19 protein-coding genes, 1 tRNA gene and 2 pseudogenes are annotated in these 24,884 nt (G+C 72.1%); 17 read left to right on the top strand and 5 right to left on the bottom strand.

Features of this window, described 5'->3' with window-relative positions; genetic code table 11:
* Positions 1 to 7: 7 nt before the first annotated feature.
* Positions 8 to 1,354, bottom strand: coding sequence for a UDP-N-acetylglucosamine 1-carboxyvinyltransferase (murA, locus tag ACWEQO_RS30895; RefSeq protein WP_361448877.1), 1,347 nt, complete (start codon positions 1,352 to 1,354; stop codon positions 8 to 10).
* Positions 1,355 to 1,674: 320 nt separating this feature from the next.
* On the opposite strand from murA, the gene ACWEQO_RS30890 reads away from it, so the two are divergent.
* The 11 genes from ACWEQO_RS30890 (at position 1,675) to ACWEQO_RS30840 (ending at position 15,276) form a co-directional block, all read left to right on the top strand.
* Complete coding sequence (locus tag ACWEQO_RS30890) at positions 1,675 to 2,247, top strand: YqgE/AlgH family protein (protein ID WP_361448880.1); 573 nt, start codon at positions 1,675 to 1,677, stop codon at positions 2,245 to 2,247.
* A gap of 29 nt (positions 2,248 to 2,276) precedes the next feature.
* The gene (locus ACWEQO_RS30885) at positions 2,277 to 2,573 is read left to right on the top strand and encodes a DUF3039 domain-containing protein (protein WP_279335692.1); all 297 of its coding nucleotides are present in this window, start codon (positions 2,277 to 2,279) and stop codon (positions 2,571 to 2,573) included.
* 259 nt (positions 2,574 to 2,832) lie between these two features.
* Entirely contained in the window at positions 2,833 to 4,125 is a 1,293-nt protein-coding gene (locus ACWEQO_RS30880) for an extracellular solute-binding protein (RefSeq protein ID WP_452986013.1), read from the top strand.
* A 4-nt stretch (positions 4,126 to 4,129) separates the two neighbouring features.
* Positions 4,130 to 5,092, top strand: a complete 963-nt coding sequence (locus ACWEQO_RS30875) for a carbohydrate ABC transporter permease (protein WP_452986012.1) — start codon at positions 4,130 to 4,132, stop codon at positions 5,090 to 5,092.
* 5 nt (positions 5,093 to 5,097) lie between these two features.
* Positions 5,098 to 5,967, top strand: a complete 870-nt coding sequence (locus ACWEQO_RS30870) for a carbohydrate ABC transporter permease (RefSeq protein WP_452986016.1) — start codon at positions 5,098 to 5,100, stop codon at positions 5,965 to 5,967.
* A gap of 1 nt (position 5,968) precedes the next feature.
* Positions 5,969 to 7,648 (top strand): beta-N-acetylhexosaminidase, encoded by a 1,680-nt coding sequence (locus ACWEQO_RS30865; protein WP_452986011.1) that lies wholly within the window; start codon positions 5,969 to 5,971, stop codon positions 7,646 to 7,648.
* Between the two features lie 300 nt (positions 7,649 to 7,948).
* Positions 7,949 to 8,842, top strand: coding sequence for an FAD binding domain-containing protein (locus ACWEQO_RS30860; RefSeq protein ID WP_361448893.1), 894 nt, complete (start codon positions 7,949 to 7,951; stop codon positions 8,840 to 8,842).
* Positions 8,839 to 10,512, top strand: coding sequence for a 2Fe-2S iron-sulfur cluster-binding protein (locus tag ACWEQO_RS30855; RefSeq protein ID WP_452986010.1), 1,674 nt, complete (start codon positions 8,839 to 8,841; stop codon positions 10,510 to 10,512). The genes ACWEQO_RS30860 and ACWEQO_RS30855 overlap by 4 nt, the downstream gene beginning before the upstream one ends.
* Positions 10,509 to 12,824, top strand: a complete 2,316-nt coding sequence (locus ACWEQO_RS30850) for a xanthine dehydrogenase family protein molybdopterin-binding subunit (RefSeq protein WP_361448899.1) — start codon at positions 10,509 to 10,511, stop codon at positions 12,822 to 12,824. Before ACWEQO_RS30855 ends, ACWEQO_RS30850 begins: the two co-directional genes overlap by 4 nt.
* Before the next feature lie 340 nt (positions 12,825 to 13,164).
* The gene (locus tag ACWEQO_RS30845) at positions 13,165 to 14,367 is read left to right on the top strand and encodes an SUKH-4 family immunity protein (RefSeq protein ID WP_452986009.1); all 1,203 of its coding nucleotides are present in this window, start codon (positions 13,165 to 13,167) and stop codon (positions 14,365 to 14,367) included.
* A gap of 240 nt (positions 14,368 to 14,607) precedes the next feature.
* Complete coding sequence (locus ACWEQO_RS30840) at positions 14,608 to 15,276, top strand: hypothetical protein (RefSeq protein WP_452986008.1); 669 nt, start codon at positions 14,608 to 14,610, stop codon at positions 15,274 to 15,276.
* 38 nt (positions 15,277 to 15,314) lie between these two features.
* On the opposite strand, the gene ACWEQO_RS30835 is transcribed toward ACWEQO_RS30840, so the two are convergent.
* Positions 15,315 to 15,386 (bottom strand) — tRNA-Cys (locus ACWEQO_RS30835).
* A 213-nt stretch (positions 15,387 to 15,599) separates the two neighbouring features.
* Between ACWEQO_RS30835 and ACWEQO_RS30830 the strand changes: the two genes are divergently transcribed.
* From ACWEQO_RS30830 to ACWEQO_RS30805, 6 genes are all read left to right on the top strand, one after another.
* Positions 15,600 to 17,066 carry an MFS transporter gene (locus ACWEQO_RS30830; RefSeq protein WP_452986007.1) on the top strand — a complete coding sequence of 489 codons (1,467 nt, stop codon included), beginning with the start codon at positions 15,600 to 15,602 and terminating at the stop codon, positions 17,064 to 17,066.
* A 126-nt stretch (positions 17,067 to 17,192) separates the two neighbouring features.
* Positions 17,193 to 18,983 carry a DEAD/DEAH box helicase gene (locus ACWEQO_RS30825; RefSeq protein WP_361448908.1) on the top strand — a complete coding sequence of 597 codons (1,791 nt, stop codon included), beginning with the start codon at positions 17,193 to 17,195 and terminating at the stop codon, positions 18,981 to 18,983.
* Positions 18,984 to 19,277: 294 nt separating this feature from the next.
* Positions 19,278 to 19,919, top strand: coding sequence for an IclR family transcriptional regulator (locus ACWEQO_RS30820; protein ID WP_361448911.1), 642 nt, complete (start codon positions 19,278 to 19,280; stop codon positions 19,917 to 19,919).
* Between the two features lie 47 nt (positions 19,920 to 19,966).
* Positions 19,967 to 20,758 (top strand): hypothetical protein, encoded by a 792-nt coding sequence (locus ACWEQO_RS30815; protein ID WP_452986006.1) that lies wholly within the window; start codon positions 19,967 to 19,969, stop codon positions 20,756 to 20,758.
* 159 nt (positions 20,759 to 20,917) lie between these two features.
* Positions 20,918 to 21,493 carry an IS607 family transposase gene (locus tag ACWEQO_RS30810; protein ID WP_452986005.1) on the top strand — a complete coding sequence of 192 codons (576 nt, stop codon included), beginning with the start codon at positions 20,918 to 20,920 and terminating at the stop codon, positions 21,491 to 21,493.
* Entirely contained in the window at positions 21,486 to 23,114 is a 1,629-nt protein-coding gene (locus tag ACWEQO_RS30805; RefSeq protein WP_452986004.1) for an IS200/IS605 family accessory protein TnpB-related protein, read from the top strand. Before ACWEQO_RS30810 ends, ACWEQO_RS30805 begins: the two co-directional genes overlap by 8 nt.
* Here ACWEQO_RS30805 and ACWEQO_RS30800 read toward each other — a convergent pair.
* From ACWEQO_RS30800 to ACWEQO_RS30790, 3 genes and pseudogenes are all read right to left on the bottom strand, one after another.
* Positions 23,111 to 23,422 (bottom strand): annotated as a pseudogene (locus tag ACWEQO_RS30800) (glycine betaine ABC transporter substrate-binding protein); the annotation flags it as partial. The gene ACWEQO_RS30805 and the pseudogene ACWEQO_RS30800 overlap by 4 nt on opposite strands.
* Complete coding sequence (locus ACWEQO_RS30795; protein ID WP_452986003.1) at positions 23,419 to 24,381, bottom strand: ABC transporter permease; 963 nt, start codon at positions 24,379 to 24,381, stop codon at positions 23,419 to 23,421. The pseudogene ACWEQO_RS30800 and the gene ACWEQO_RS30795, both read right to left, overlap by 4 nt.
* Positions 24,378 to 24,865: pseudogene (locus ACWEQO_RS30790) on the bottom strand (CBS domain-containing protein); the annotation flags it as partial. The gene ACWEQO_RS30795 and the pseudogene ACWEQO_RS30790, both read right to left, overlap by 4 nt.
* Positions 24,866 to 24,884: the final 19 nt, after the last annotated feature.

The following is a 24,884-nucleotide window of genomic DNA, read 5'->3' as shown; positions in this document are numbered from 1 at the left end:
GAGCGGGTCAGCCGAGGGCCTTGCCGGGGAGTTCGACCTTCGCCCCCAGCTCGACCAGCTTCTCCATGAAGTTCTCGTAGCCGCGGTTGATCAGGCCGATGCCGTGGACGCGGGACGTGCCCTGGGCGGCGAGGGCGGCGATCAGGTAGGAGAAGCCGCCGCGCAGGTCGGGGATGACCAGATCGGCGCCCTGGAGCCGGGTCGGGCCCGAGACGACGGCCGAGTGGAGGAAGTTGCGCTGGCCGAAACGGCAGTGCGAGCCGCCCAGGCACTCGCGGTAGAGCTGGATGTGCGCGCCCATCTGGTTGAGCGCCGAGGTGAAGCCGAGCCGGGACTCGTAGACCGTCTCGTGGACGATGGACAGCCCGGTCGCCTGCGTCAGGGCGACCACCAGCGGCTGCTGCCAGTCGGTCTGGAAACCCGGGTGGACGTCCGTCTCCAGCGCGATGGACTTGAGCTGGCCGCCGGGGTGCCAGAAGCGGATGCCCTCGTCGTCTATCTCGAAGGCGCCGCCCACCTTCCGGTAGGTGTTCAGGAACGTCATCATCGAGCGCTGCTGGGCGCCGCGGACGTAGATGTTGCCCTCGGTGGCCAGCGCCGCGGACGCCCAGGAGGCGGCCTCCAGGCGGTCGGGGAGGGCACGGTGGTTGTAGCCGCCGAGCTTGTCCACACCGGTGATGCGGATGGTCCGGTCGGTGTCCATCGCGATGATCGCGCCCATTTTCTGCAGGACGCAGATCAGGTCCTCGATCTCCGGCTCCACCGCCGCGTTGGACAGCTCGGTGACGCCCTCCGCGAGGACCGCCGTCAGCAGCACCTGCTCCGTCGTGCCGACGGACGGGTACGGCAGCTTGATCTTCGTGCCGCGCAGCCGCTGCGGGGCCTCCAGGTACTGGCCGTCCGCCCGCTTCTCGATGGTCGCGCCGAACTGCCGCAGCACGTCGAAGTGGAAGTCGATCGGCCGGCCGCCGATGTCGCAGCCGCCCAGACCGGGGATGAACGCGTGCCCGAGACGGTGCAGCAGCGGTCCGCAGAACAGGATCGGGATGCGCGAGGAACCCGCGTGGGCGTCGATGTCGGCGACGTTGGCGCTCTCCACCCGCGTCGGGTCGAGCACCAGTTCACCGGGCTCGTCGCCCGGACGCACCGTCACCCCGTGCAGCTGCAGCAGCCCGCGCACGACCCGGACGTCACGGATGTCCGGAACGTTGCCCAGTCGGCTCGGCTCGCTGCCCAGCAGGGCGGCGACCATGGCCTTCGGTACGAGGTTCTTCGCACCGCGGACCCGGATCTCACCCTCCAGCGGGGTTCCGCCGTGGACAAGCAGGACGTCTTCAGCTCCGTTGACGGTCATGAATCTCGCGTTCCGTGGAGGGGGGCAGGGGCCAGGAAGGCAAGCCTAGTCGTCCTCTCGCCGGGCGCTGTCAGCCCGTGTACGCTCCGGCCCCGCCCCACCGCCCCCACGACACGGGCAGTTCCCCGGCGGCCACTCGGGGTCACCGCCGTTCTGTGCGCCGGGGGTGCTCCCGTACGCCCGCCGGGCCCCCGGGCCCCCGGTCGCGGGCCGTTCGGGACACGGCTCGACCAGGCGGCTCCGCCGCCGCGCGGCCCGGTTCACCCGCGCACCCCCGATTGCCTCCCCACGGGAAGGGAAGATGCGGGATCATGTCTGGCATGACCGAGGTGTCCTCGCTCACAGGGCGGCTGCTCGTGGCCACTCCCGCCCTGGCGGACCCGAACTTCGACCGTGCGGTGGTGCTCCTCCTCGACCACGACGAGGAGGGTTCCCTGGGTGTCGTCCTCAACCGGCCGACCCCGGTGGACGTGGCGGACATCCTGGAGGGCTGGGGGGACCTGGCCGGCGAACCGGGGGTCGTCTTCCAGGGCGGCCCGGTGTCACTGGACTCGGCCCTAGGCGTCGCCGTCGTCCCCGGCGGGGCGGGGAACGGGGCCGCACCGCTGGGCTGGCGCCAGGTGCACGGCGCGATCGGGCTGGTCGACCTGGAGGCGCCGCCCGAGCTGCTCGCCTCCGCCCTCGGCTCGCTGCGCATCTTCGCCGGGTACGCGGGCTGGGGCCCCGGCCAGCTGGAGGAGGAACTGGCGGACGGCGCCTGGTACGTCGTCGAGTCGGAGCCCGGCGACGTCTCGTCCCCGTCGCCCGAGCGGCTCTGGCGCGAGGTGCTGCGCCGCCAACGGGGTGAGCTGGCGATGGTGGCCACGTATCCGGACGACCCTTCGCTCAACTGATGCGCGTGAGCTTCAGTACCCTTTGCCTTATGAGCACTCTTGAGCCCGAGCGCGGGACTGGTACGGGGACCCTCGTCGAGCCGACGCCGCAGACGTCCCACGGCGACGGCGACCACGAGCGCTACGCCCACTACGTCCAGAAGGACAAGATCATGGCGAGCGCACTCGACGGCACGCCCGTCGTGGCGCTGTGCGGCAAGGTGTGGGTGCCGGGCCGGGATCCCAAGAAGTACCCCGTCTGCCCCATGTGCAAGGAGATCTACGAGTCCATGAGCGGCGGCGACGACGAGGGCGGCAAGGGCGGCAAGGGCAAGGGCGGAAAGTAGCCCCCGCCCTCCCGCGAACCCTTTGCGGAGTCGTCCGGACCCGCACAGCCGTCCGGACGCGACCAGGGCCCCCCGGGTGCGTTTTGCGCGCCCTGGGGGCCTTTGCGCTGCCCGTGCGTTGCGCGGAGTGCTTCTGCCGGTCACAGAGTGGTCGAGACCTCTTGTGGGCCGGTTCACCCAGTACCTAACCTCCGTTGTTGTTGTGCACGGCGAAACCTTCATTGCGTATGTTGCAACGCCTCACCGGAGGAAGCAGTCCATGAAGTTGTCCGTCCGCCTGGTCGCTCTCGCGGCCGTCCTCGCCACCGCCGCCTGCGCGCCGCAGACTTCCTCGGGCTCCTCCTCCGCCGAGGACGAGAAGACCGGCACCTTACGCGTCTGGCTCTTCCAGGAAGTCAACAACGCGCCCAAGGAGGAGGTCGTCGAGTCCGTCGTCGCCGGATTCGAGAAGGCGCACGACGGCGCCGAGGTCACCGTCGAGTACATCCCGGTCGAGACCCGCGCCCAGCGCATCAAGGCCGCCTTCAACGACCCGAAGTCCGCGCCCGACCTCGTCGAGTACGGCAACACGGACACCGCCGGATACGTCAAGGACGGCGGACTCGCCGACGTCACCGAGGAGTTCGGCGACTGGGACGAGGCGAAGGACACCGATCCGACCGCCCGGCAGTCGGTCACCGTCGACGGCAGGGTCTACGGGGCGCCGTACTTCGTCGGCGTCCGCGCGCTCTACTACCGCACCGACGTCTTCGAGGAACTCGGGCTCGAGGCGCCCAGGTCACAGGCCGAACTGATCTCCACGGCCCGGAAGATCCGCGCCGCGAAGCCGGAGTTGTACGGCATCGCCGTCGGCGGCGCCTACACCTACGGAGCGATGCCCTTCATCTGGGCCCACGGCGGCGAGCTCGCCACCGGCAAGGGAGGCTCGTACGCCTCCGCGATCGACACCCCCGCCGCCCGCAAGGGCATCGAGGCGTACACCTCCCTCTTCGGCGACGACAACTGCCCGGCCGCCAAGTGCGCCGGCATGGGCGGCAACGACACGGTGACCGCCTTCGCCGCGGGCAAGGCCGCCATGGCGATCGGCGGCGACTTCAGCCACGCGGCCGTCGAGGCCGGCAAGGTGAAGGGCCGGTACGCGGTCGTGCCGCTGCCGGGAGTACGGCCCGGTTCCATCGCCCCCGCTTTCGCGGGCGGGAACAACCTGGGGGTCCTGAAGTCGACTTCGCACCGCACCCTCGCCGTCGACCTGATGCGGCGGCTCGCCTCGAAGGAGGCGCAGGGCGAACTGTTCGACGCGATGGGCTTCCTGCCGACCTTCTCCGACGTGCGGCAGCAGGCGGCCGCGAAGGAGCCGTTCCTGAAGCCGTTCGTCGAGACCCTCGCCGCCGACACCAAGTTCGTGCCGGCCTCGCCGGCCTGGGCGCAGATCGACTCCTCGCTGGTGCTGCCGACGATGTTCCAGGAGGTCGTCAGCGGCAAGAAGGACGTGGACGCTGCCGCTGAGGACGCGGCGCGGAAGATGAACGAGGCGTTCGGCTCGGTGGGCTGAGCCGATGGCGGTACAGGACACGGTGGCCGTGCGGAAGCGCCCCGCGCTCCGCACGGCCCCCGCCCCCCACGAGCCGCGAGGCCCCCGGCGCCGCGGTAAGGGCCTCACCCCCTGGCTGTACCTGGCGCCGGCCCTCGTCGTCCTCGGGGGGCTGCTCGCCTATCCGGTCTACCAACTCGGCCTGATCTCGCTCTTCCACTACACCCAGGCACAGGTCAGCGGCGGCGAACCGACCACCTTCGAGGGGTTCGGCAACTACGCCGAGCTCTTCGCCGACGACCAGTTCTGGCAGGTGCTGCTGGCCACCGTGCTGTTCGCGGCGGCCTGCGTGGTGTCCACCCTGGCCGTCGGCTGCGCGCTCGCCGTGCTGCTCACCCGGGTGCGCGCCGTGCCCCGGCTCGCCCTGATGCTGGCCGCGCTCGGCGCCTGGGCGACCCCGGCCGTCACCGGCTCCACGGTGTGGCTGTTCCTCTTCGACGCCGACTTCGGCCCGGTGAACCGGGTGCTGGGCCTCGGCGACCACGCGTGGACGTACGGGCGGTACAGCGCCTTCTTCCTGGTCCTGCTCGAAGTGGTCTGGTGCTCCTTCCCGTTCGTGATGGTCACCGTCTACGCCGGCATCCGCGCCGTGCCCGCCGAGGTGCTGGAGGCCGCCGCCCTGGACGGCGCCTCGCAGTGGCGTATCTGGCGCTCGGTGCTCGCCCCGATGCTCCGGCCGATCCTGGTGGTCGTCACCATCCAGTCGGTGATCTGGGACTTCAAGGTCTTCACCCAGATCTACGTCATGACGGGCGGCGGCGGCATCGCCGGCCAGAACCTGGTCCTGAACGTCTACGCCTACCAGAAGGCGTTCGCCTCCTCGCAGTACAGCCTCGGCGCCGCGATCGGCGTGGTGATGCTGCTGATCCTGCTCGCCGTCACGCTGCTGTACCTGCGGCTGCTGCGCCGCCAGGGGGAGGAACTGTGAGCCTCGTGGGCCCGGGCGGGGCACGCCGGGGGAATCCCGTGCGCCGGTTCGTACGGCGTCCGTGGCGGCTCGCGGCCGAGGCGACGGCGCTGCTCGTGGCGGCGGTGGTGGCCTTCCCGCTCTACTGGATGGTGCTGGGCGCCTTCAAACCGGCCGGCGAGATCGAGTCGGACCGGCCCCGGCCGTGGACCCTGACACCCACCCTGGACTCCTTCCGACGGGTGTTCGGGCAACAGGAATTCGGCCGGTACTTCGTCAACAGCGTGGTCGTCGCGGTCACCGTGGTGATCGCCTCGGCGCTGATCGCCTTTCTCGCGGCGACCGCCGTGACGCGATTCAGGTTCCGTATGCGGACCACCCTGCTGATCATGTTTCTGGTGGCCCAGATGGTGCCCGTGGAGGCGCTGACGATTCCGCTGTTCTTCCTCATGCGGGACCTCGGTCAGTTGAACACGCTGTGGTCGCTGATCCTGCCGCACATCGCGTTCTCGCTGCCGTTCGCGATCTGGATGCTGCGGGGGTTCGTGAAAGCCGTTCCCGAGGCGCTGGAGGAGGCCGCGTACATCGACGGAGCGAGCCGCGCGCGGTTCCTGTGGCAGATCCTTTTCCCGCTCGTTCTGCCGGGGCTCGTGGCCACCAGTGTGTTTTCCTTCATCTCCACCTGGAACGACTTCCTGTTCGCCAAGTCCTTCATCATCAGCGACATCTCGCAGTCGACGCTGCCGATGGCCCTGCTGGTCTTCTACAAGCCGGACGAGCCGGACTGGGGCGGCGTGATGGCGGCGTCCACGGTGATGACGATCCCGGTGCTGGTCTTCTTCGTACTCGTACAGCGGCGCCTGGTCTCCGGACTGGGCGGAGCGGTGAAGGAGTGACATGAGCGAACTGATCCCGGCGCCCCGCAGCGTCGTCGCCGGTTCCGGCGAGGTGCGGCTGACGGCGCGCTCCCGGCTCCACGCCGGTCCCGGGACGGAGGGCGTCGGTCAATGGCTGCGCACCGTCCTCGGGCAGGCGACCGGCCTGCCGTTGCGCGAAGGGCGGAAAACCGGCAACCCCGACAGCCCCGACGAAGCGGAAGGCGACGGCATCGGGCTCCGGCTCGATTCCGGGCTCGGTCCCGAGGAGTACCGCCTGGTCAGCGACTCGACGGGCGTCCTGATCGAGGGCGGCGGCGCGGCCGGCGTCTTCCGGGGCGCCCAGACGCTGCGGCAGCTCCTCGGCCCCGACGCGTACCGCAGGGCCCCGATCGGCCGCGGCCGGGTGTGGGCGGTGCCGCACGTGACGATCGAGGATTCCCCCCGCTTCCGCTGGCGCGGACTCATGCTCGACGTCGCCCGGCACTTCATGCCCAAGGAAGGCGTGCTGCGCTATCTCGATCTGATGGCGGCGCACAAACTCAACGTCCTCCACTTTCATCTGACGGATGATCAGGGGTGGCGCATCGAGATCAAGCGGTATCCCAGGCTGACCGAGATCGGTTCCTGGCGGGCCCGGACGAAAATCGGGCACCGGGCGTCACCGCTGTGGGACGACACACCGCACGGTGGCCACTACACACAGGACGACATCCGCGAGATCGTCGCCTACGCCGCCGAGCGGCATATCAGCGTCGTACCGGAAATCGACGTGCCCGGGCACTCGCAGGCCGCCATCGCCGCGTATCCGGAACTCGGCAACACCGATGTCGTCGACACCGCCTCCCTGACCGTCTGGGACACCTGGGGGATCAATCCGAACGTACTCGCCCCCACCGACGACACCCTGCGTTTCTACGAAGGGGTGCTCGAGGAAGTCCTGGAACTGTTCCCCGCGGACGCCGGCCCCTCCACTTCCTTCACCCCCTTCTCGGGTTTCGTGCACCTCGGCGGCGACGAATGCCCCAAGGACCAGTGGCGTGCGTCGGCCGCCGCGCAGCAGCGGATCAGGGATCTCGGCCTGGCCGACGAGGACGCCCTCCAGTCCTGGTTCATCGGGCACTTCGCCGCCTGGCTCGCCGCGCGGGGGCGCCGGCTGATCGGCTGGGACGAGATCCTGGAGGGAGGGCTCGCCCCGGGCGCCGCCGTGTCGTCCTGGCGCGGCTACGCCGGCGGGATCGCCGCCGCCCGCGCGGGGCACGACGTGGTCATGTGCCCCGAGCAGCACGTCTACCTGGACCACCGGCAGGACGCGGGCCCCGACGAGCCGGTACCGATCGGGTACGTGCGCACCCTGGAGGACGTCTACCGGTTCGAGCCCGTGCCGCCGCGGCTGACGGCCGAGGAGGCCGGGCGGATCCTGGGCACCCAGGCCAACGCGTGGTCCGAGGTGATGGAGACCCAGGACCGGGTGGACTACCAGGTCTTCCCCCGGCTGGCCGCCTTCGCCGAGGTCGCCTGGAGCGCGCTGCCGGCCCCCGCGGAACGGGACTTCGCCGATTTCGAACGGCGAATGACCGCCCACCGCCGGCGCCTCGACGCCCTGGGCGTCGCCCACCGCCCGCCCACCGGGCCGCTCCCCTGGCAGCGGCGGCCCGGAGTGCTGGGCCGCCCCCTCGACGGCCCGCCCCCGAGCCGGTAGCGCGTACCCCGCACCGCCGGTGCGGGGTACGCGATTCGGCCATGCCCCGAAGTCGCCCCAACACCGAACGGATGGTGAAAAAAGGGCACAAGAGCTGCTGAAGGGTGCCGTCCGCCCGCATCGGCGATGTCCCGCCAAATCGGACCATGCCCGGGGTGGGGTGGGCGAATGCCTCCTGGCGGACCCCTGTCCTCGGCACCCGCGAAGATGTGCCAGAGTTGCCACGTCCGCCCTGTCAGGTCGTACCGTACGGCTGCGACAGGTGGGACCAGGTGGGGCCGCGGGAAGGGGCAGCCGGTTTTGAGCACGCACGCACCGCAGGCGGCGCAGGCCGTGACGCTGCCCACGACGCTGGACGAGGCGGTGGCGGCGCTCACCGCCATGCCCGCCGCCGTGCCCGTCGCGGGCGGTACGGATCTGATGGCCGCCGTCAACTCCGGGCAGCTCAGGCCCGCGGCGCTGGTCGGCCTCGGCAGGATCAGCGAGATCCGCGGCTGGCAGTACCAGGACGGCCACGCGCTGCTCGGCGCGGGCCTCACCCACGCTCGCATGGGCCGCCCCGACTTCGCCGCCCTCATCCCGGCGCTCGCCGCCTCCGCGCGTGCCGCCGGACCGCCGCACATCCGCAACGCGGGCACCCTGGGCGGCAACATCGCCTCCGCCGCCCCCACCGGTGACTCGCTGCCCGTACTGGCCGCGCTGGAGGCGACGCTGATCATCGCGGGCCCGGGCGGAGCCCGCCGGGAGATCCCGGTGTCGCACCTGCTGGCCGGGGTGGACATGCTGCGCGCCGGTGAACTCATCGGCTACGTGCGGGTGCCGCTGTTGCACGCCCCGCAGGTGTTCCTCAAGGCCACCGGCCGCACCGGCCCCGGCCGCGCGCTGGCCTCCGTCGCCCTGGTGCTCGACCCCGCCCGGCGCGGCGTCCGCTGCGCGGTGGGCGCCATAGCGCCGATGGCGCTGCGGCCCCTGGAGGCCGAGCAGTGGGTCGCCCAGCTGATCGACTGGGACAACAACCGCGCGCTCGTGCCGGAGGCGCTGCAGGCGTTCGGGGAGTACGTCGCCGCGGCCTGCATCCCCGACCCGGTCCCCGAGGAGGACGGCTCCGTCCCGCCGTTGCCCCCCGCGGTACTGCATCTGCGGCGCACCGTCGCCGCGCTGGCCCGACGAGCACTGGGGAGGGCGCTGTCGTGACCGACGACCAGCACGCGGAGGACACGTCCCGGGGCGGCGGCAGCCGCTGGGACCCGTTGCCCCAGGGCGACTACGACGACGGCGCCACGGCCTTCGTGAACCTCCCCGAGGGGGGCATCGACGCCCTGCTGGACTCGATGGAGAGCCCGCTCGCCGCGCCCGGCCACGGCTACGTGCCGCCGCCGATCACGGTCGCCCCCGCCACCACGGGCACCGACCCGGCGGGCACCGGCGGCTGGGCGGTGCCGGGCGCCGCCGTGCCGGGCGCGCCCGCCGACGGCGCCCAGTGGCACGTCCCGCACGACCCGCAGGCCGGCCCCTCCGGAGGGACGGCGGGGCAGGGCGGCCCCGAGGCGCGGGCCGCGCAGGGCCACAGCGGGCAGGACCGGTTCACCTACGACCCCGGGGCCTCCGGGCAGTGGGCCTTCGAGGAGCCGCCCGCCGCCGGGAACCCGGCACCGGGCTCCGACGTGACCGGGCAGTGGTCGATCCCCGTGGCCGAGGGCGACCTCCCGGACGAGTCCGGCGAGTTCACCACCTCCGCCCTGGCCGAACAGTGGGGCGCCACCCCGCCGGTCACCCCGCCCGCCACCCTTCCGGGCGGCGCCCCCGCGCCCTGGGCCGCGCAGTCCATCGGACAGCCGTGGGGACCGGGTGTGCCGGGCGTGGACCCGCACCACCCCGAGACCGGTTCCGAGCCCGGTCCCGGGACCGGCTCCGGCCGGGAGCAGGACGGCCCGGGACCCGGCCGGCCCGCGGAGGACGCCGCACGGCCCGCTCCCGGCCCCGGAGAGCCCGCCGGGACGGCGGAGTTCACCGGGCGTCCCGAAGCCCCGCACGGAGCCCAGGAGGCCCCGGAACGCCCCGCCGGTGACGACGCGTCCGCGCCGACCGCCGCCCCCGAGGCCGCACCGGACGCCCCGGAGGCGGCCGAGCACCCCGGACCCCCCGCGCCGGACGGCTCGCCGGCCGGACCCGAACCGCTCCCCGGCGCCGCCCACGACGACCACCCCCTCGCCACCTACGTGCTGAGCGTCAACGGCACCGACCGGCCCGTCAACGACGCCTGGATCGGCGAGTCGCTGCTCTACGTGCTGCGCGAGCGCCTCGGGCTCGCCGGCGCCAAGGACGGCTGCTCGCAGGGCGAGTGCGGGGCCTGCAACGTGCAGGTCGACGGTCGGCTCGTGGCGTCCTGCCTGGTCCCGGCCGTCACCACGGCCGGCAGCGAGGTCCGTACCGTCGAGGGACTCGCCCGGGACGGGCAGCCGTCGGACGTGCAGCGGGCACTCGCGCGGTGCGGCGCGGTGCAGTGCGGCTTCTGCGTACCGGGCATGGCGATGACCGTGCACGACCTGCTGGAGGGCAACCCGGCGCCCAGCCGGCTGGAGACCCGCCAGGCGCTGTGCGGCAACCTGTGCCGCTGCTCCGGCTACCGGGGCGTGGTGGAGGCGGTCCAGGAGGTCGTCGCCGAACGCGAGGCACACGCCGAGCACGCCGAACACGTAGAGCACACCGAGCACACCGAATCCGACCCGGGCACGGGCACGGACCCGGGCGAGCTCCGCATCCCGCACCAGGCCGGACCGGGCGCCGGCGGCGTCAACCCCGCCGCGTTCCCGCCCCCCGGACCGCACGACCGGCCCCACGGCCAGGACGGAGGCCAGGCGTGACCGACGAAGCCGCCACCGTGCAGGCCGCACGGGCCGCGGAGGACGCCCCCGGGGCGGAACCGGTCCCGCGCGGGCTGGGCACCTCCCTGCCGGCCGCCGACACCCGCGCCAAGACCGAGGGCACCTTCCCGTACGCCGCCGACCTGTGGGCCGAGGGCCTGCTGTGGGCGGCCGTGCTGCGCTCGCCCCACCCGCACGCGCGCATCCTGTCCATCGACACCACCCACGCACGCGAGATGCCCGGGGTGCGGGCCGTCGTCACCCACGAGGACGTCCCGGGCGAGCCGCTGTACGGCCGCGGCCGCGCCGACCGCCCGGTCTTCGCCTCCGACGTCGTGCGCCACCACGGCGAGGCCATCGCCGCCGTCGCCGCCGACCACCCGGACACCGCGCGGCTGGCCGCCGCGGCCGTCATCGTCGAGTACGAGGTGCTCGACCCGGTGATCGACCCCGAACAGGCCTTCGAGGCCGAGCCGTTGCACCCCGACGGCAACCTGATCCGGCACATCCCGCTGCGCCACGGCGACCCGGACGCGGTCGGCGACCTCGTCGTCGAGGGCCTGTACCGCATCGGCCGCCAGGACCCCGCCCCCATCGGCGCCGAGGCCGGACTCGCCGTACCCCGCCCCGACGGGGGCGTCGAGCTGTACCTGGCCTCCACCGACCCGCACGGCGACCGGGACACCGCCGCCGCCGCGTTCGGTCTGGAACCCGACCGCGTCAAGATCGTCGTCACCGGGGTGCCCGGCGCCATCGCCGACCGCGAGGACCAGAGCTTCCAGCTGCCGCTCGGCCTGCTGGCGCTGCGGACCGGCTGCCCGGTCAAACTCACCGCCACGCGCGAGGAGTCCTTCCTCGGTCACGCCCACCGGCACCCCACCCTGCTGCGCTACCGCCACCACGCCGACGCCGAGGGCAAGCTGGTGAAGGTCGAGGCGCAGATCCTGCTCGACGCGGGCGCCTACGCCGACACCTCCTCCGAGGCCCTGGCCGCCGCCGTCGCCTTCGCCTGCGGCCCCTACGTCGTCCCGAACGCCTTCATCGAGGGCTGGGCGGTCCGCACCAACAACCCGCCCTCCGGCCATGTGCGCGGCGAGGGCGCCCTGCAGGTGTGCGCCGCCCACGAGGCGCAGATGGACAAGCTGGCCAAGAAACTCGGCCTCGACCCGGCCGAACTGCGCCTGCGCAACGTCATGGCGACCGGTGACGTCCTGCCCACCGGCCAGACCGTGACCTGCCCCGCTCCGGTCGCCGAACTGCTCGAAGCGGTACAGGACTTCCCGCTGCCGCCGCTGCCCAAGGACACCCCCGCGGAGGAGTGGCTGCTGCCCGGCGGCCCCGAGGGCGCCGGGGAACCGGGCGCGGTGCGCCGCGGTGTGGGCTACGGCCTCGGCATGGTGCACATGCTCGGCGGCGAGGGCGCGGACGAGGTGTCCACGGCCACCGTGAAGGTTCAGGACGGCGTGGCGACGGTGCTGTGCGCGGCCGTCGAGACCGGCCAGGGCTTCACCACGCTGGCCCGGCAGATCGTCCAGGAGGTCCTCGGCGTCGACGAGGTGCGGGTGGCCCCCGTGGACACCGACCAGCCCCCGGCGGGCGCGGGCTGCCGCGGCCGGCACACCTGGGTGTCGGGCGGCGCGGTGGAGCGCGCGGCGAAGATGGTGCGCACCCAGCTCCTCCAGCCCCTGGCCCACACGTTCGGCATGTCCGCCGAGCTGCTCCAGATCACCGACGGCAGGATCACCTCGTACGACGGGGTGCTGTCGACGCCCGTCGCCGAGGCCCTGGCCGGCAAGGAACTGTGGGCCACCGCCCAGTGCCGTCCGCACCCCACGGAACCCCTGGACGACTCCGGCCAGGGCGACGCCTTCGTCGGGATGTCCTTCTGCGCGATCCGCGCGGTGGTCGACGTCGACATCGAGATCGGCTCGGTGCGGGTCGTGGAACTGGCCGTCGCCCAGGACGTGGGCCGGGTGCTGAACCCGGCCCAGCTGGCCGCCCGGATCGAGGCGGGGGTGACCCAGGGCGTGGGCGCCGCGCTCACCGAGAACCTGCGCACGCCCCGCGGCCTGATCCGCCACCCCGACCTCACCGGCTACGCCCTCCCGACCGCCCTGGACGCACCCGACATCCGGATCGTGAAGCTCGTGGAGGAGCGGGACGTGGTCGCGCCCTTCGGCGCGAAGGCGGTCAGCGCGGTGCCGGTGGTGACCGCCCCGGCGGCCATCGCCTCCGCCGTCCGGGCCGCCACCGGCCGCCCGGTCAACCGCCTGCCGATCCGCCCCCAGGCCGCGGTGGTGACCGGCGGCTGACGGCGGCCGCCGGAGAACGCGTCGCAGGTCGAAACGCGTTGCAGGGCGAAACGTGTCTCGGGCCGAAACGTGTTCCGGACCGATTCGCGGGCACAGGCAACGCACCGGGCCGTTCACGCGTCTTGTGGGGTGAGGGCGGCCGTGTCCGTGGGCGGCCGCCTGCCCGTCCGGCCGTCCGCCGGGCCGTCCGTCCTCTGTGGACCGGGGCGTTGTCAGTGGTGGCGCGTAGTGTTCCGAGCGGTGGGGGACGGCTGCCGACCCGAAGGCGCGGGGGCCCCTCCCGCCCGGGCGGGGCGGAGCACGGTACACGGGACTGAGCACACGAATGCGCGGGGGAGCCATGAGCACGACCGACACCGTTGTCACGGATGCCGCGGCAGCGATCACCCTGACCGACGACGCCCTCGACCCGTTCGTCACGCACGCGTCCACGCGCCGCTGGCTCACCGGTCCCGGACTCCCGTGCGACAGCGGCCTGTTCAGCTTCGCGCGGCTGCGGACCGAGGGCCTGCGCACCGTCGCCGGCTCGACGGACTCCGCGGATGGCACGGACGGCCGGCTCTCCGCGGAGCTGCGGGACCAGCTGGTCATCGGCGGGCTGCTCGGCCCGGCCGGCACGGAGACCGAGTCGGTCCTGCTGGACGGGGCCACCGGCGCGGTCTCGACGACGTACTTCTTCCACGACCGCCCCGACCGACCCGACCTGATGGACATGCGCCCGCTCGCCCCGTCACTGCCGACCCTGGTGCGGTTCGCCGCCGCGACGGACGAACTGGCGGGGCTGCGCGGCCAGTTCGCCGCGTACGCGGGCCGCTACGGCACGAAGGCGGTGGCCGAGGCCTCGCGGCAACTGCTCGCGGTGTTCGAGGAGGGCGCGGACGGCGAGCCGGCCCCGCTGTGGCGGATGGCCGCGCTGATCCGGCCGCTGGCCCTGGTGGCGGGCCCGGGCACGGCCTCGGGGCTCGCCCTGGACCTCCCGGTGCGGCTGCTGGACCGGGAGTTCGGCCGGGGCGGTGTGGTCCGCTTCGAGGAGGTCGACTTCCCCGCCACGCTGACGCACGAGCCGACCCGCCGCTTCCTGCGCGAGACGGGCCTGCCCGAGGACGGCTTCCTCTTCCAGCTGGACACCGACCTGCCGCTGCGCACCCTCACGGAGTACTACGCCGACGGCGAGGGCGGGTTCCCGCCCGCTCGCCTCCCCGCCCACGCCGACCGGCTCATACGCCTCGGCCACCTGATCGAGGACCACAGCCTGGTCGTCGACGGCGCCACCGGCGCGGTCCTGGACTGGAGCGAGCCGGACTCCGTCCTGTACCCGCTGAACACGGACATCTCGACCCTCGCCTTCACCCTCTGGCTGCTGCACCGCGAGCACGCCATCGACGAGGAGTCGGGCCACGCGCTGACCAGCGAGACGTACGACCAGCTGGCCATGACGATGATCCAGGTCCTGTCCGCCGTCGACCCCACGGGCACCACGACCGACGCGGACTGGCACTACTGGACGGAACTGTTCCAGGACGAAGCGGGCGGGGTGCTCTGAGGCGCGGGGGCGCCAGGAAGAGGGCGAAGTATCTCCGCGCCGTGGAAACCGCGGTGAGGAAACACCGCCGAAACTGCTGGACCGGTGGACCGGTGGGCCGGGGAAGAACAAAGGCCGCCCGATTTCCCGGGCGGCCCTCGTCCGACATCTGAACCCTGGGGTGTGGCCTGCCCTCGTTCGAGGGCTACCAGGGACGATTCCAGGGTCTTCGTCGCCCAGTGTACCTATGCTCGCCCCATCATGCGCAGCACACCGCCGACCGGCATCGAGCCACCCGACGACAAGACCGTCATCGAGCTGATCAGCCCCGACAGGCTGAATCCCTACCTGACCGCGTGCGCCGGCGACACCACCGCCGCGCTCGCGCTGTATCGGTGGAACAGCGATCTTGCCGCGGCCTTCTTCGAACCGCTGGGTCATCTGGAGATCATGCTGCGCAACGCGCTCGACGCCCGACTCGTCGCCCGCCAACAGCGTCGGGGCCGGACCGCGGAATGGTACGCCGACACGGCTGTCCCGCTCAGTGGCAAGGCCCGCAGCGACATCATCCAGGCCCAGCAGCGTGCCGGCAGAAACGGGACGGCCGTCCCGCGCGGAAAGGTCATCGCGGAGTTGAGTTTCGGGTTCTGGCGTTTCCTGCTGGCCCGCCAGTACACGGCCACCCTGTGGCCCGATCTGGCAGGCGCCTTCCCCCACGCTCCCAACCGCGCGCTGACCACGGTGGAGGATCCGGTGAAGCGGCTGCACAAGTTCCGTAACCGGATCGCCCACCACGAGGGCATCTGGCACCTGCCGCTCGAAGCCCGCCGTGACGACATCCAGACCGTGCTGGGCTTCATGGCGCCGACCGCGGCGGCCTGGGTTTCCGACGCGTCCCGCATCGACGACGTCCTCGCCCACCGGCCGTGACCCGCACGGCCGTCCAAGTCGATGCGGTGAGCAGGCTGAGGCCGTGGCGGGGATCGAACCCGCGTACCTCGCTTTGCAGGCGAGTCCCTGAGCCACTCGGGCACACGGCCGGGTCGGTGCGGACCGCTCCGGGAAGCGGTTCCGCGAACCGGATGTCATGACCGTAGGGCGGGCTTGCCGGGGGCTCAAGGGAACGCGGGGTGCCGCAACGGGACTGCCATGCTCCGTTCACGAACGGGCGGTGGGTCTTACGTCCGAGGTCCCGGTCAGGTCCCGACCCCCGACAGGGGTCAAAGCAGTCCGTGGACCTTACTCTGGCGGGCATGACCACCCCGAACCCGCGCGACACCGGTGTCGCCGACCCCGCTGAGCCCGTTGTTCCCGTCCCGACCCTCGCACCCGACCCCGACGCGACCGTACTGAGCCGCCCCTACCGGGCGCTGAGCATCGGGATCGTCTCCGTGGTGCTGCTGATCGCCTTCGAGGCGACCGCGGTGGGTACGGCGATGCCGGTGGCGGCGCGGGAGCTGGACGGGGTGTCCCTGTACGCGTTCGCGTTCTCGGGGTACTTCACGACGAGCCTGTTCGGCATGGTGCTCTCCGGCCAGTGGTCGGACCGGCGCGGCCCGCTCGCGCCGCTGACCTGGGGCATCGCCTCCTTCGCCGTCGGCCTGCTGCTCTCCGGGACGGCGGGCGCGATGTGGCCGTTCATCCTCGGGCGGGCCGTGCAGGGGCTCGGCGGCGGGCTGGTGATCGTCGCGCTGTACGTCGTGGTCGGGCGGGCCTACCCGGAGCGGCTGCGACCGGCGATCATGGCCGCGTTCGCGGCGAGCTGGGTCGTGCCGTCGATCGTCGGCCCGCTGGCCTCCGGCACGGTGACCGAACACCTCGGCTGGCGGTGGGTGTTCCTCGGCATCCCGGTGCTGGTGGTGTTCCCGCTGGCCCTGGCGCTGCCGCAGATACGCCGACTGGCCTCCGGCCCGGTGCACGACGGCGCGGAGGCGCCGGCCTCCTTCGACCGCCGCCGCATCCGGCTCGCCCTGGCGATCTCCCTCGGCGCCGGACTGCTCCAGTACGCCGCCCAGGACCTGCGCTGGCTCTCCCTGCTGCCCGCCGCGGCGGGCGTGGCGCTGCTCGTCCCCGCGGTGCTGGGGCTGCTCCCGCACGGCACCTGGCGGGCGGCCCGCGGACTGCCCTCGGTGGTGCTGCTGCGCGGCGTCGCCGCCGGGTCCTTCATCGCCGCGGAGTCCTTCGTCCCGCTGATGCTGGTCACCCAGCGGGGACTCAGCCCCACACTCGCCGGGTTCTCGCTCGCGGCGGGCGGCGTGACCTGGGCACTGGGCTCCTGGCTCCAGTCGCGGCCGCGGCTGGAGCCGTACCGGGAGCGGCTGATGACCCTCGGGATGCTGCTGGTGGCGGCGTCCATCGCGGGGGCCCCGAGCGTGCTGATCCCCGCGGTGCCCGCCTGGGCGACGGCCGTCGCCTGGGCCTTCGGCTGCCTCGGGATGGGCCTGGTGATCTCCTCCACCAGCGTGCTGCTGCTCCAGCTCTCCGCCCCCGAGGAGGCCGGCGCCAACTCCGCCGCGCTCCAGATCTCCGACGGCCTCTCCAACGTCCTCCTGCTGGCCATGGGCGGCGCCGCCTTCGCCGCCCTCGGCGGCGGCATGGTGGCCCACGGGGCGACCCAGACCACCGGCTCCCACCCGGCCGCCTTCGCCGCGGTGTTCCTCCCGATGGCGGCGGTGGCCCTGGCCGGCGTGTGGGTGACGACGCGGCTGCGGCGGTTGTGACGTCGGTCCCACCCGGGAGCGGCCCGGCACGGTCCGCGTCATCGGGGTGCCGGGGCGCGGATATGGTGGCCCGGTCGTCATCGGCGGCCGTGCCGCCCGAACCAGCCCCCGTCCCCCACGGAGACCGTGACTACCACCGCCGCTTCCGCCTCGCACCACCTGTCCCCCGCCTTTCCCGGCCGTGCCCCCTGGGGAACCGCCGGGAAACTGCGCGCCTGGCAGCAGGGGGCGATGGAGAAGTACCTCCAGGAACAGCCGCGCGACTTCCTGGCGGTCGCCACCCCGGGCGCCGGAAAGACGACCTTCGCGCTGACGCTGGCCTCCTGGCTGCTGCACCACCACGTCGTGCAGCAGGTGACCGTCGTGGCGCCCACCGAGCACCTGAAGAAGCAGTGGGCCGAGGCCGCCGCGCGGATAGGCATCAAACTGGACCCCGAGTACAGCGCGGGTCCGCTCGGCAAGGACTACCACGGCGTCGCCATCACCTACGCCGGTGTCGGGGTCCGCCCCATGCTGCACCGCAACCGGGTCGAGCAGCGCAAGACCCTGGTCATCCTCGACGAGATCCACCACGCCGGTGACAGCAAGTCCTGGGGCGAGGCGTGCCTGGAGGCGTTCGAGCCGGCCACCCGCAGGCTCGCGCTCACCGGTACGCCGTTCCGGTCCGACACCAACCCCATCCCGTTCGTGGCGTACGAGGAGGGCGACGACGGCATCCGCCGGTCGGCCGCCGACTACACCTACGGCTACGGTTCCGCGCTCCGCGACAACGTCGTCCGTCCCGTCATCTTCCTCTCCTACAGCGGCAACATGCGCTGGCGCACCAAGGCCGGCGACGAGGTCGAGGCCCGCCTCGGCGAGCCCATGACCAAGGACGCGATCAGCCAGGCCTGGCGCACCGCCCTCGACCCGCGCGGCGAGTGGATGCCGTCCGTGCTGCGTGCCGCGGACCAGCGGCTGACCGAGGTCAGGAAGTCCGTCCCGGACGCCGGGGCCCTCGTCATCGCCACCGACCAGGACTCCGCCCGCGCCTACGCCAAGCTGATCCGCGAGATCACCGGCAGCAAGCCCACCGTCGTCCTGTCCGACGACACCGGCGCCTCGAAACGGATCGACGACTTCAGCGGCAACGACGACCGCTGGATGGTCGCCGTCCGCATGGTGTCCGAGGGCGTCGACGTGCCGCGCCTGGCGGTCGGCGTGTACGCCACCACCATCTCCACCCCGCTGTTCTTCGCCCAGGCCGTCGGCCGTTTCGTGCGGTCCCGGCGGCGCGGCGAGACCGCGTCCGTGTTCCTGCCGACCATCCCGAACCTGCTGGAGTTCGCGAACGAGATGGAACGCGAACGCGACCACGTCCTCGACCGGCCCAAGAAGGAGGGCGAGGAGGACCCGTACGCCGAGTCCGAGAAGGAGATGGACGAGGCGAACCGGGAGCAGGACGAGGACACCGGCGAGGACATGCTGCCCTTCGAGGCGCTGGAGTCCGACGCGGTCTTCGACCGGGTCACCTACAACGGCGCCGACTTCGGCATGCAGGCCCACCCCGGCAGCGAGGAGGAGCAGGACTACCTCGGCATCCCGGGGCTCCTCGAACCCGACCAGGTGGAACTGCTGCTGCAGAAGCGGCAGGCCCGGCAGATCGCGCACAGCCGCAAGAAGCCGGACAGCGAGGCCGACCTGCTCGAACTGCCCGCCGAGCGGCGCCCCGTGGTCTCCCACAAGGAGATGATGGAACTGCGCCGCCAGCTCAACAACATGGTCGGCGCCTACGTCCACCAGAGCGGCAAACCGCACGGCGTCATCCACACCGAGCTGCGCCGCACCTGCGGCGGACCGCCCGCCGCGGAGGCCACCCCGGGACAGCTGCGCCAGCGGATCGCCAAGGTGCAGGAGTGGGCCACCCGCATGCGGTGATCCGGTCCGCCGACGCACATCCGGTGGTCCAATCGGGACAAAAAGCGCCAGTTCAGGGGTGAGGGTGCCCGGATTCTGGACAACGCCTTCCGCTGATCGGACCGGCTCGCTACTGTCCGGCTACGCACACGCCCCGTGGCAGCGCCGCCGCGGAGCGCAGCCGTGAAGCGACCGTGCCCGGAACATGGCCGGGCCGCCGGCCGATCGGCGGCCTCTGAAGCGCGTTGCCGACGGGACTCGGTGACGCACACGCCGCGAGGGGGCCGCCGACCTCACCACGAAGGAGTGGGCGTCGTGACCGCGGAGACCTCTCAGACGCTCGACCGGGGACTGCGGGTCCTCAAGCTGCTGGCCGACACGGACCACGGCCTGACCGTCACCGAGCTTTCCCACAGACTGGGCGTGAACCGGACCGTCGTGTACCGGTTGCTCGCCACACTGGAACAGCACGCGCTGGTACGCCGTGACCTCGGCGGCCGGGCCCGGGTCGGGCTCGGCGTGCTGCGGCTGGGCCACCAGGTGCACCCGCTGGTACGGGAGGCGGCGATGCCGGCCCTCCGGTCGCTGGCGGAGGACATCGGCGCGACCGCGCACCTGACCCTGGTCGACGGCGCGGACGCGCTGGCCGTGGCGGTGGTGGAACCCTCGTGGACGGACTACCACGTCGCCTACCGCGCCGGGTTCCGGCACCCGCTGGAACGGAGCGCCGCCGGCAAGGCGATCCTCTCGGCCCGCCTGCAACGGTCCGAGGAACCCGGATACGTCCTCACCCACGGCGAACTGGAGGCCGGGGCGTGCGGAGCGGCGGCGCCCCTGCTGGGAGTCACCGGGGTCGAGGGCAGCGTCGGCGTGGTGATGCTGGCCGACGTGGTGCCCGAACGGGTCGGCCCCCGGGTCGTGGACGCCGCCCGCGAGGTCGCGGAGGCCCTGAGCTGACGGCCGGCGGGGGAGGCGGGGTGAAGGCGTCGCGTTAGATTGATCCCGTGCTCTCTCGCCTCACACGTCCCCAGGCCCTGGCCGTCTGCGCCGCCCCCGCCGTCGCCCTGCTGGCCACGGCGGTCCTCGCACCGCTGCCGTTCTCGGTGGCGCAGCCGGGGCTGACGGCCGACGTGCTCGGCGAGAACAAGGGCACGCAGGTCATCACCGTCTCCGGCGCCGAGACCCGCGAGACCACCGGCCAGCTGCGGATGACGACGATCGAGGCGACCTCCCCGGACACCCGGGTCGACCTCCCCGACGTGATCGACGGCTGGTTCGGCACCGACCAGGCGGTCATGCCCCGCGACTCGGTCTACCCCTCCGGGGGCGACGTCAAGGAGATCGAGCGCTACAACGAGAAGCAGATGAAGCAGTCGCAGGACGAGGCGACCCGGGCCGCGCTGGGCTACCTGGACCTGGACGGCAAGGGCGTCGAGGTCGAGCTGAAGCTCGCCGACGTCGGCGGCCCCAGCGCCGGCCTGCTCTTCTCCCTCGGCATCGTCGACAAGCTGAACGGCGACGGCAGCGGCGGCGACCTCACCGGCGGCCGGATCATCGCCGGTACGGGGACCATCGACGCCGACGGCACGGTCGGCGCCGTGGGCGGAGTGCCGCTGAAGACGCAGGCCGCCCGGCGGGACGGCGCGACCGTCTTCCTGGTGCCCGAGGCGGAGTGCGCCCAGGCCCGGACCGAACTCCCGAAGGGGCTGCGCCTGATCCCGGTCACCACCCTCGGGGGCGCCGTGGACGCCCTGGTCTCCCTGCAGAAGGGCACCGGCAAGGTCCCCAGCTGCTGACCGGGCGCCGCCGCCGTCCCCGCACCGCCGCTACCTCCTCCTGACGAAGCCCTCGTCCACCATCCAGTCCAGCGTCACCTGGCGGGGGTCTTCACCTGCTGGTCCTCGAAGTCGGTTAAGTGAGCGTAACCATGTGTGAGTGAGTGTCGTTGCCAGGGTGTGAATCTGACGGAATGGGCGAAGGCGCAGGGCGTGCATCCGCAGACCGCGTATCGCTGGTTCCGTGAGGGGACCCTGCCGGTACCGGCTCAGCGGGTCGGGCCACGCACGATCCTGGTGAACATCGACGCGAACACCACGCCCGAGGCCATCGGAGGTCTGGGCCTATATGCCCGCGTGTCCTCGCACGGTCAGAGGACCGATCTGGAACGCCAGGTCGCTCGGCTGTCGGCGTGGGCGGCGAAGACCGGTCACCGAGTCGTTCGTGTCGAGGCGGAGATCGCTTCCGGGATGAACGGCTGCCGTTCCAAGGCCCGGCGTCTGCTGGCCGACCCGGACGTGACCTGCGTGGTGGTGGAGCACAAGGACCGGCTCGGCCGGATGAACGTCGAGCTTGTCGAGGCTGCCTTGTCCGCGACGGGCCGTCGCCTGCTGGTGCTGGACGACGGCGAGGTCGAAGACGACCTGGTGCGGGACATGGTGGAGGTGCTGACGTCGTTCTGTGCCCGGTTGTACGGGCGCAGGTCGGCAAAGAACCGCGCCCGCAAGGCACTGGAGGCCGCCGAACATGGCTGACCTCCGCCCGATCGCCGCGCCATTCGTCGCTCTCGGCCCGTCCGGCGTGGCGGTTCGTGACCACCTCAAGTACCTCACGCCCGAGGACGAGAAGGTGCTCAGGCTGGTGGGCGTGCACCTCGGATCGCTCGCGTCGAAAGACCTCAAAGCCCGCTGCATGGACGGACTTGAACACTCCACCGACACATGGGCGGCGCGGAAGCGGGAGCTGACGGCCCAGTCGTCCTCGCGGTGGGCGGGAAGTATCACCAAGGCCACACACGACCAATGGGCACTGGCCCGGCGCGGACAGACAGCGCACCTTCAATCTCTCGAAGCCGGCGTCCGGACGATCCGGCACCGCCTGTCGCTCCCGGTCGGCGAGAAGGGTGGCAAGCGCGTTCCGGGCGGCTACCGCTCCGCCCACGAATGGTTTCACAAGACGCGCCGCCTTCATGTCCTCGAAGACCGACTCGACAAGGTCCGCGCCGACCGTGACAACGGCGTCGTACACGTGACGCGGGGCGGCAAACGCCTGCTCGACACCCGCCACCACCTCGACGAGGCGCAGCTCACCGGGACCGAATGGCGCGAACGCTGGGAGGCGGAGCGCCGGTTCCTCGCCGCTGACGGGGAGTCCGGCAAGAGGTTCGGGAACGAGACGATCCGTATCTCGCCCGACGGCGAAGTGTCGATCAGGCTCCCGGCCCCGCTCACCGACCTGGCGAATGCCAGGCACGGCCGGTACGTACTCGCCGCGAAGGTGCGCTTCCCTCACCGGGGCGAGGAGTGGGCCGACCGTGTGGAAGCGAACCGGGCGGTTGCCTACCGCATCCACTACGACGTGCGGCGTGGGCGCTGGTATGTGACGGCCTCCTGGCAGATCCCGCCGACGAAGACCGTCCCGATGGAAGCAGCCCTCGCCCACGGCGTGATCGGTGTGGACACCAACGCCGATCACCTGGCCGCGTGGCGCCTCGATGCCCATGGGAACCCGATCGGCCGTCCCCGCCGGTTCGGCTACGAGCTGTCCGGCAGCGCGGACCATCGTGACGCCCAGGTGCGGCACGCCCTGTCACGGCTACTGAACTGGGCGAAGTCCTGCGGTGTCACAGCCATCGCGGTCGAAGACCTCGACTTCACGGCGGAGAAGACCCGCGAGAAGCACGGCCGCCGACGCCGCTTCAGACAGATGATCTCGGGCATACCCACCGGCAGGCTACGTGCCCGGCTGACCTCGATGGCCGACCAGACCGGCATCGCGATCATCGCCATCGATCCGGCGTACACCTCGAAGTGGGGCGCTCAACACTGGCAGAAGCCGATGGCCACCCTCACTCGTAAGACCACCCGTCACGATGCCGCGAGCATCGCGATCGGACGACGCGCCCAAGGGCATCCGATCCGGCGACGGACGACACCGCCCCGTGCACACCAGAGCGATGCGCACGGGCATCGGACCGTCCAGGCCCGACCGGCGGTCCCTGGGCGTGAGGGACCCCGCCCCCGCATCCCCGGACCACGGACACGATCCGTGCCGCCGGACGCGGCGAGAACGCGGGCGACCAGGACACCCAAAACCGTTCGGGGTGTCCGCAGTGACCAGGTATGGGTCCAAGACTCACTCCTGCTCACTGATTAGGAACGGTCCTCCCCGTCCACGTCCACCTTGGCGTTCAGGGTCCGTGCCACGTCGTTGTCCAGCCTCGCCGTGACCGGGTCGAGGACCTCCGCGATCGCCGACCACTCCTTGAGCGTGTCGGTGTTGACCGTCGGTGCCGCGTTGTAGTCGGGGAAGAACTTCTTGTCGTCCTCCGTCACCACCAGGTTCATGGACCTGATGCGGCCGTCGGTGGTGAAGACCTCGCCGTAGGTGCAGGCGCCCTTGGCCGTCTGGGTGTAGATGATCCCGGTGTCCATCTCCGTGATGTTCCCCGCGCCCACGTTCATGTGCCCGTCTCCAGCCCCCGTGGCCGCAGCAGCAGTTCGGCCAGCGAGGCCAGCCAGTCCACCAGCAGGGCCAGGGCGACGGTGAGGATCGAGCCCAGCACCAGTACCGGCATCCGCTGGCTGGTGATGCCGGTGGTGATCAGCACGCCCAGACCGCCGCCCCCGCCGAATGTCGCGAGGGTGGCCGTGCCGACGTTCAGAACGAGTGCCGTACGCATCCCGGCGAGGATGAGGGGGACGGCCAGGGGTAGCTCCCCCCGGGTCGGCACGCCCGGCGGGGACACGCCGATGCCGCGCGTCGCCTCCAGCAGCGCCGGGTCGTTGGCCCGCAGACCCGCGATGGTGTTGGAGAGCACCGGCAGCACGGCGTAGGCGACGATGCCGACGAGGGCGGCCCTGCGGCCGACCCCCAGCCAGATCACCAGCAGCGCGAGCAGACCGATCGCGGGCGTCGCCCGGCCCATGTCGGCGAACGTCATCGCGGCCGGGGCGGCCCTGCGGAACCTGGGCCGGGTCAGCAGGATGCCCAGCGGGATCGCGATGATCAGTACGAAGAACGTCGAGATCACGGTCAGCTCGATGTGCTGCCAGAGCGCCTTGGACACCTGCCCGTCGGACAGCGCGTTCTCGGACAGCGTGTCCAGATCGGCCTGGACGAACCACAGCCAGGTCGCGAGCAGCAGGGCGACCAGCATCATGGGCAGGAACGTCAGATGCCGCCAGGTCACCCGGGGCGCACTCACGGACGAGACTCCGGACTCCGGGGGCCCCGGCCCCGCACCGCGCGTGGCCCCGCCCCCACCCCTGCCTCCGTTCCCGCCCCTGCCGTTGCCCTCGCCGTCCCCCCGGTCGTCGCTCCGGCCGTCTTCGTCCTGGTCGTAAGCCTGGCCCTTGTTCCGGAAGGCGAGCCCCCTGACCTCGTACTCGCCGTCGGGCCGCCGCTGCGGAGAGGCGCTCACGCGTTCACCTCCTCGTTTACGCCCTCCTGCTCGGCGTGCGTCCGGTCGCTCCGCATACTTTTCGGTTCGTGCTGGGCCTCCATCGCCTTCAGCCGGTCGGCCTCCAGCAGTTCGTGCACGGAGTTCATCAGCGTCTCCACATCGACGACGCCCTCGTACGTGCCGCGCCCTCCGGTGACCACCACTCGTCCGAGCTGTCGGTGAGGACGGCCTCCAGCGCGTCCCGCAGGGCCGCGTCCCGGGCCACCGCGTCGTGCACCGGGGTGCCCGCGCGGGCCGGCGAGCCCTTGGCCCGCATCAGGTCGCCGCGCCGGAGCCACTTGTAGGGGCGGCCCCGCCGGTCGAGTAGCAGGATCTCGTTCGAGCGGCTGGAACGGAGCACGGTGAAGATCTGCTGGAGCGGGTCGTCGACGGTCACCGTCGGACAGTCGGTGATCCCCACGTCCCGCACCCGGGTGAGGTTCAGCCGCTTCAGCGCCGCCCCGGGGGCCCCTGTCGTCGGT

The sequence above is a fragment of the Streptomyces sp. NPDC004051 genome (assembly GCF_053604275.1).
This window is presented reverse-complemented; position numbering and strand designations above follow the sequence as displayed.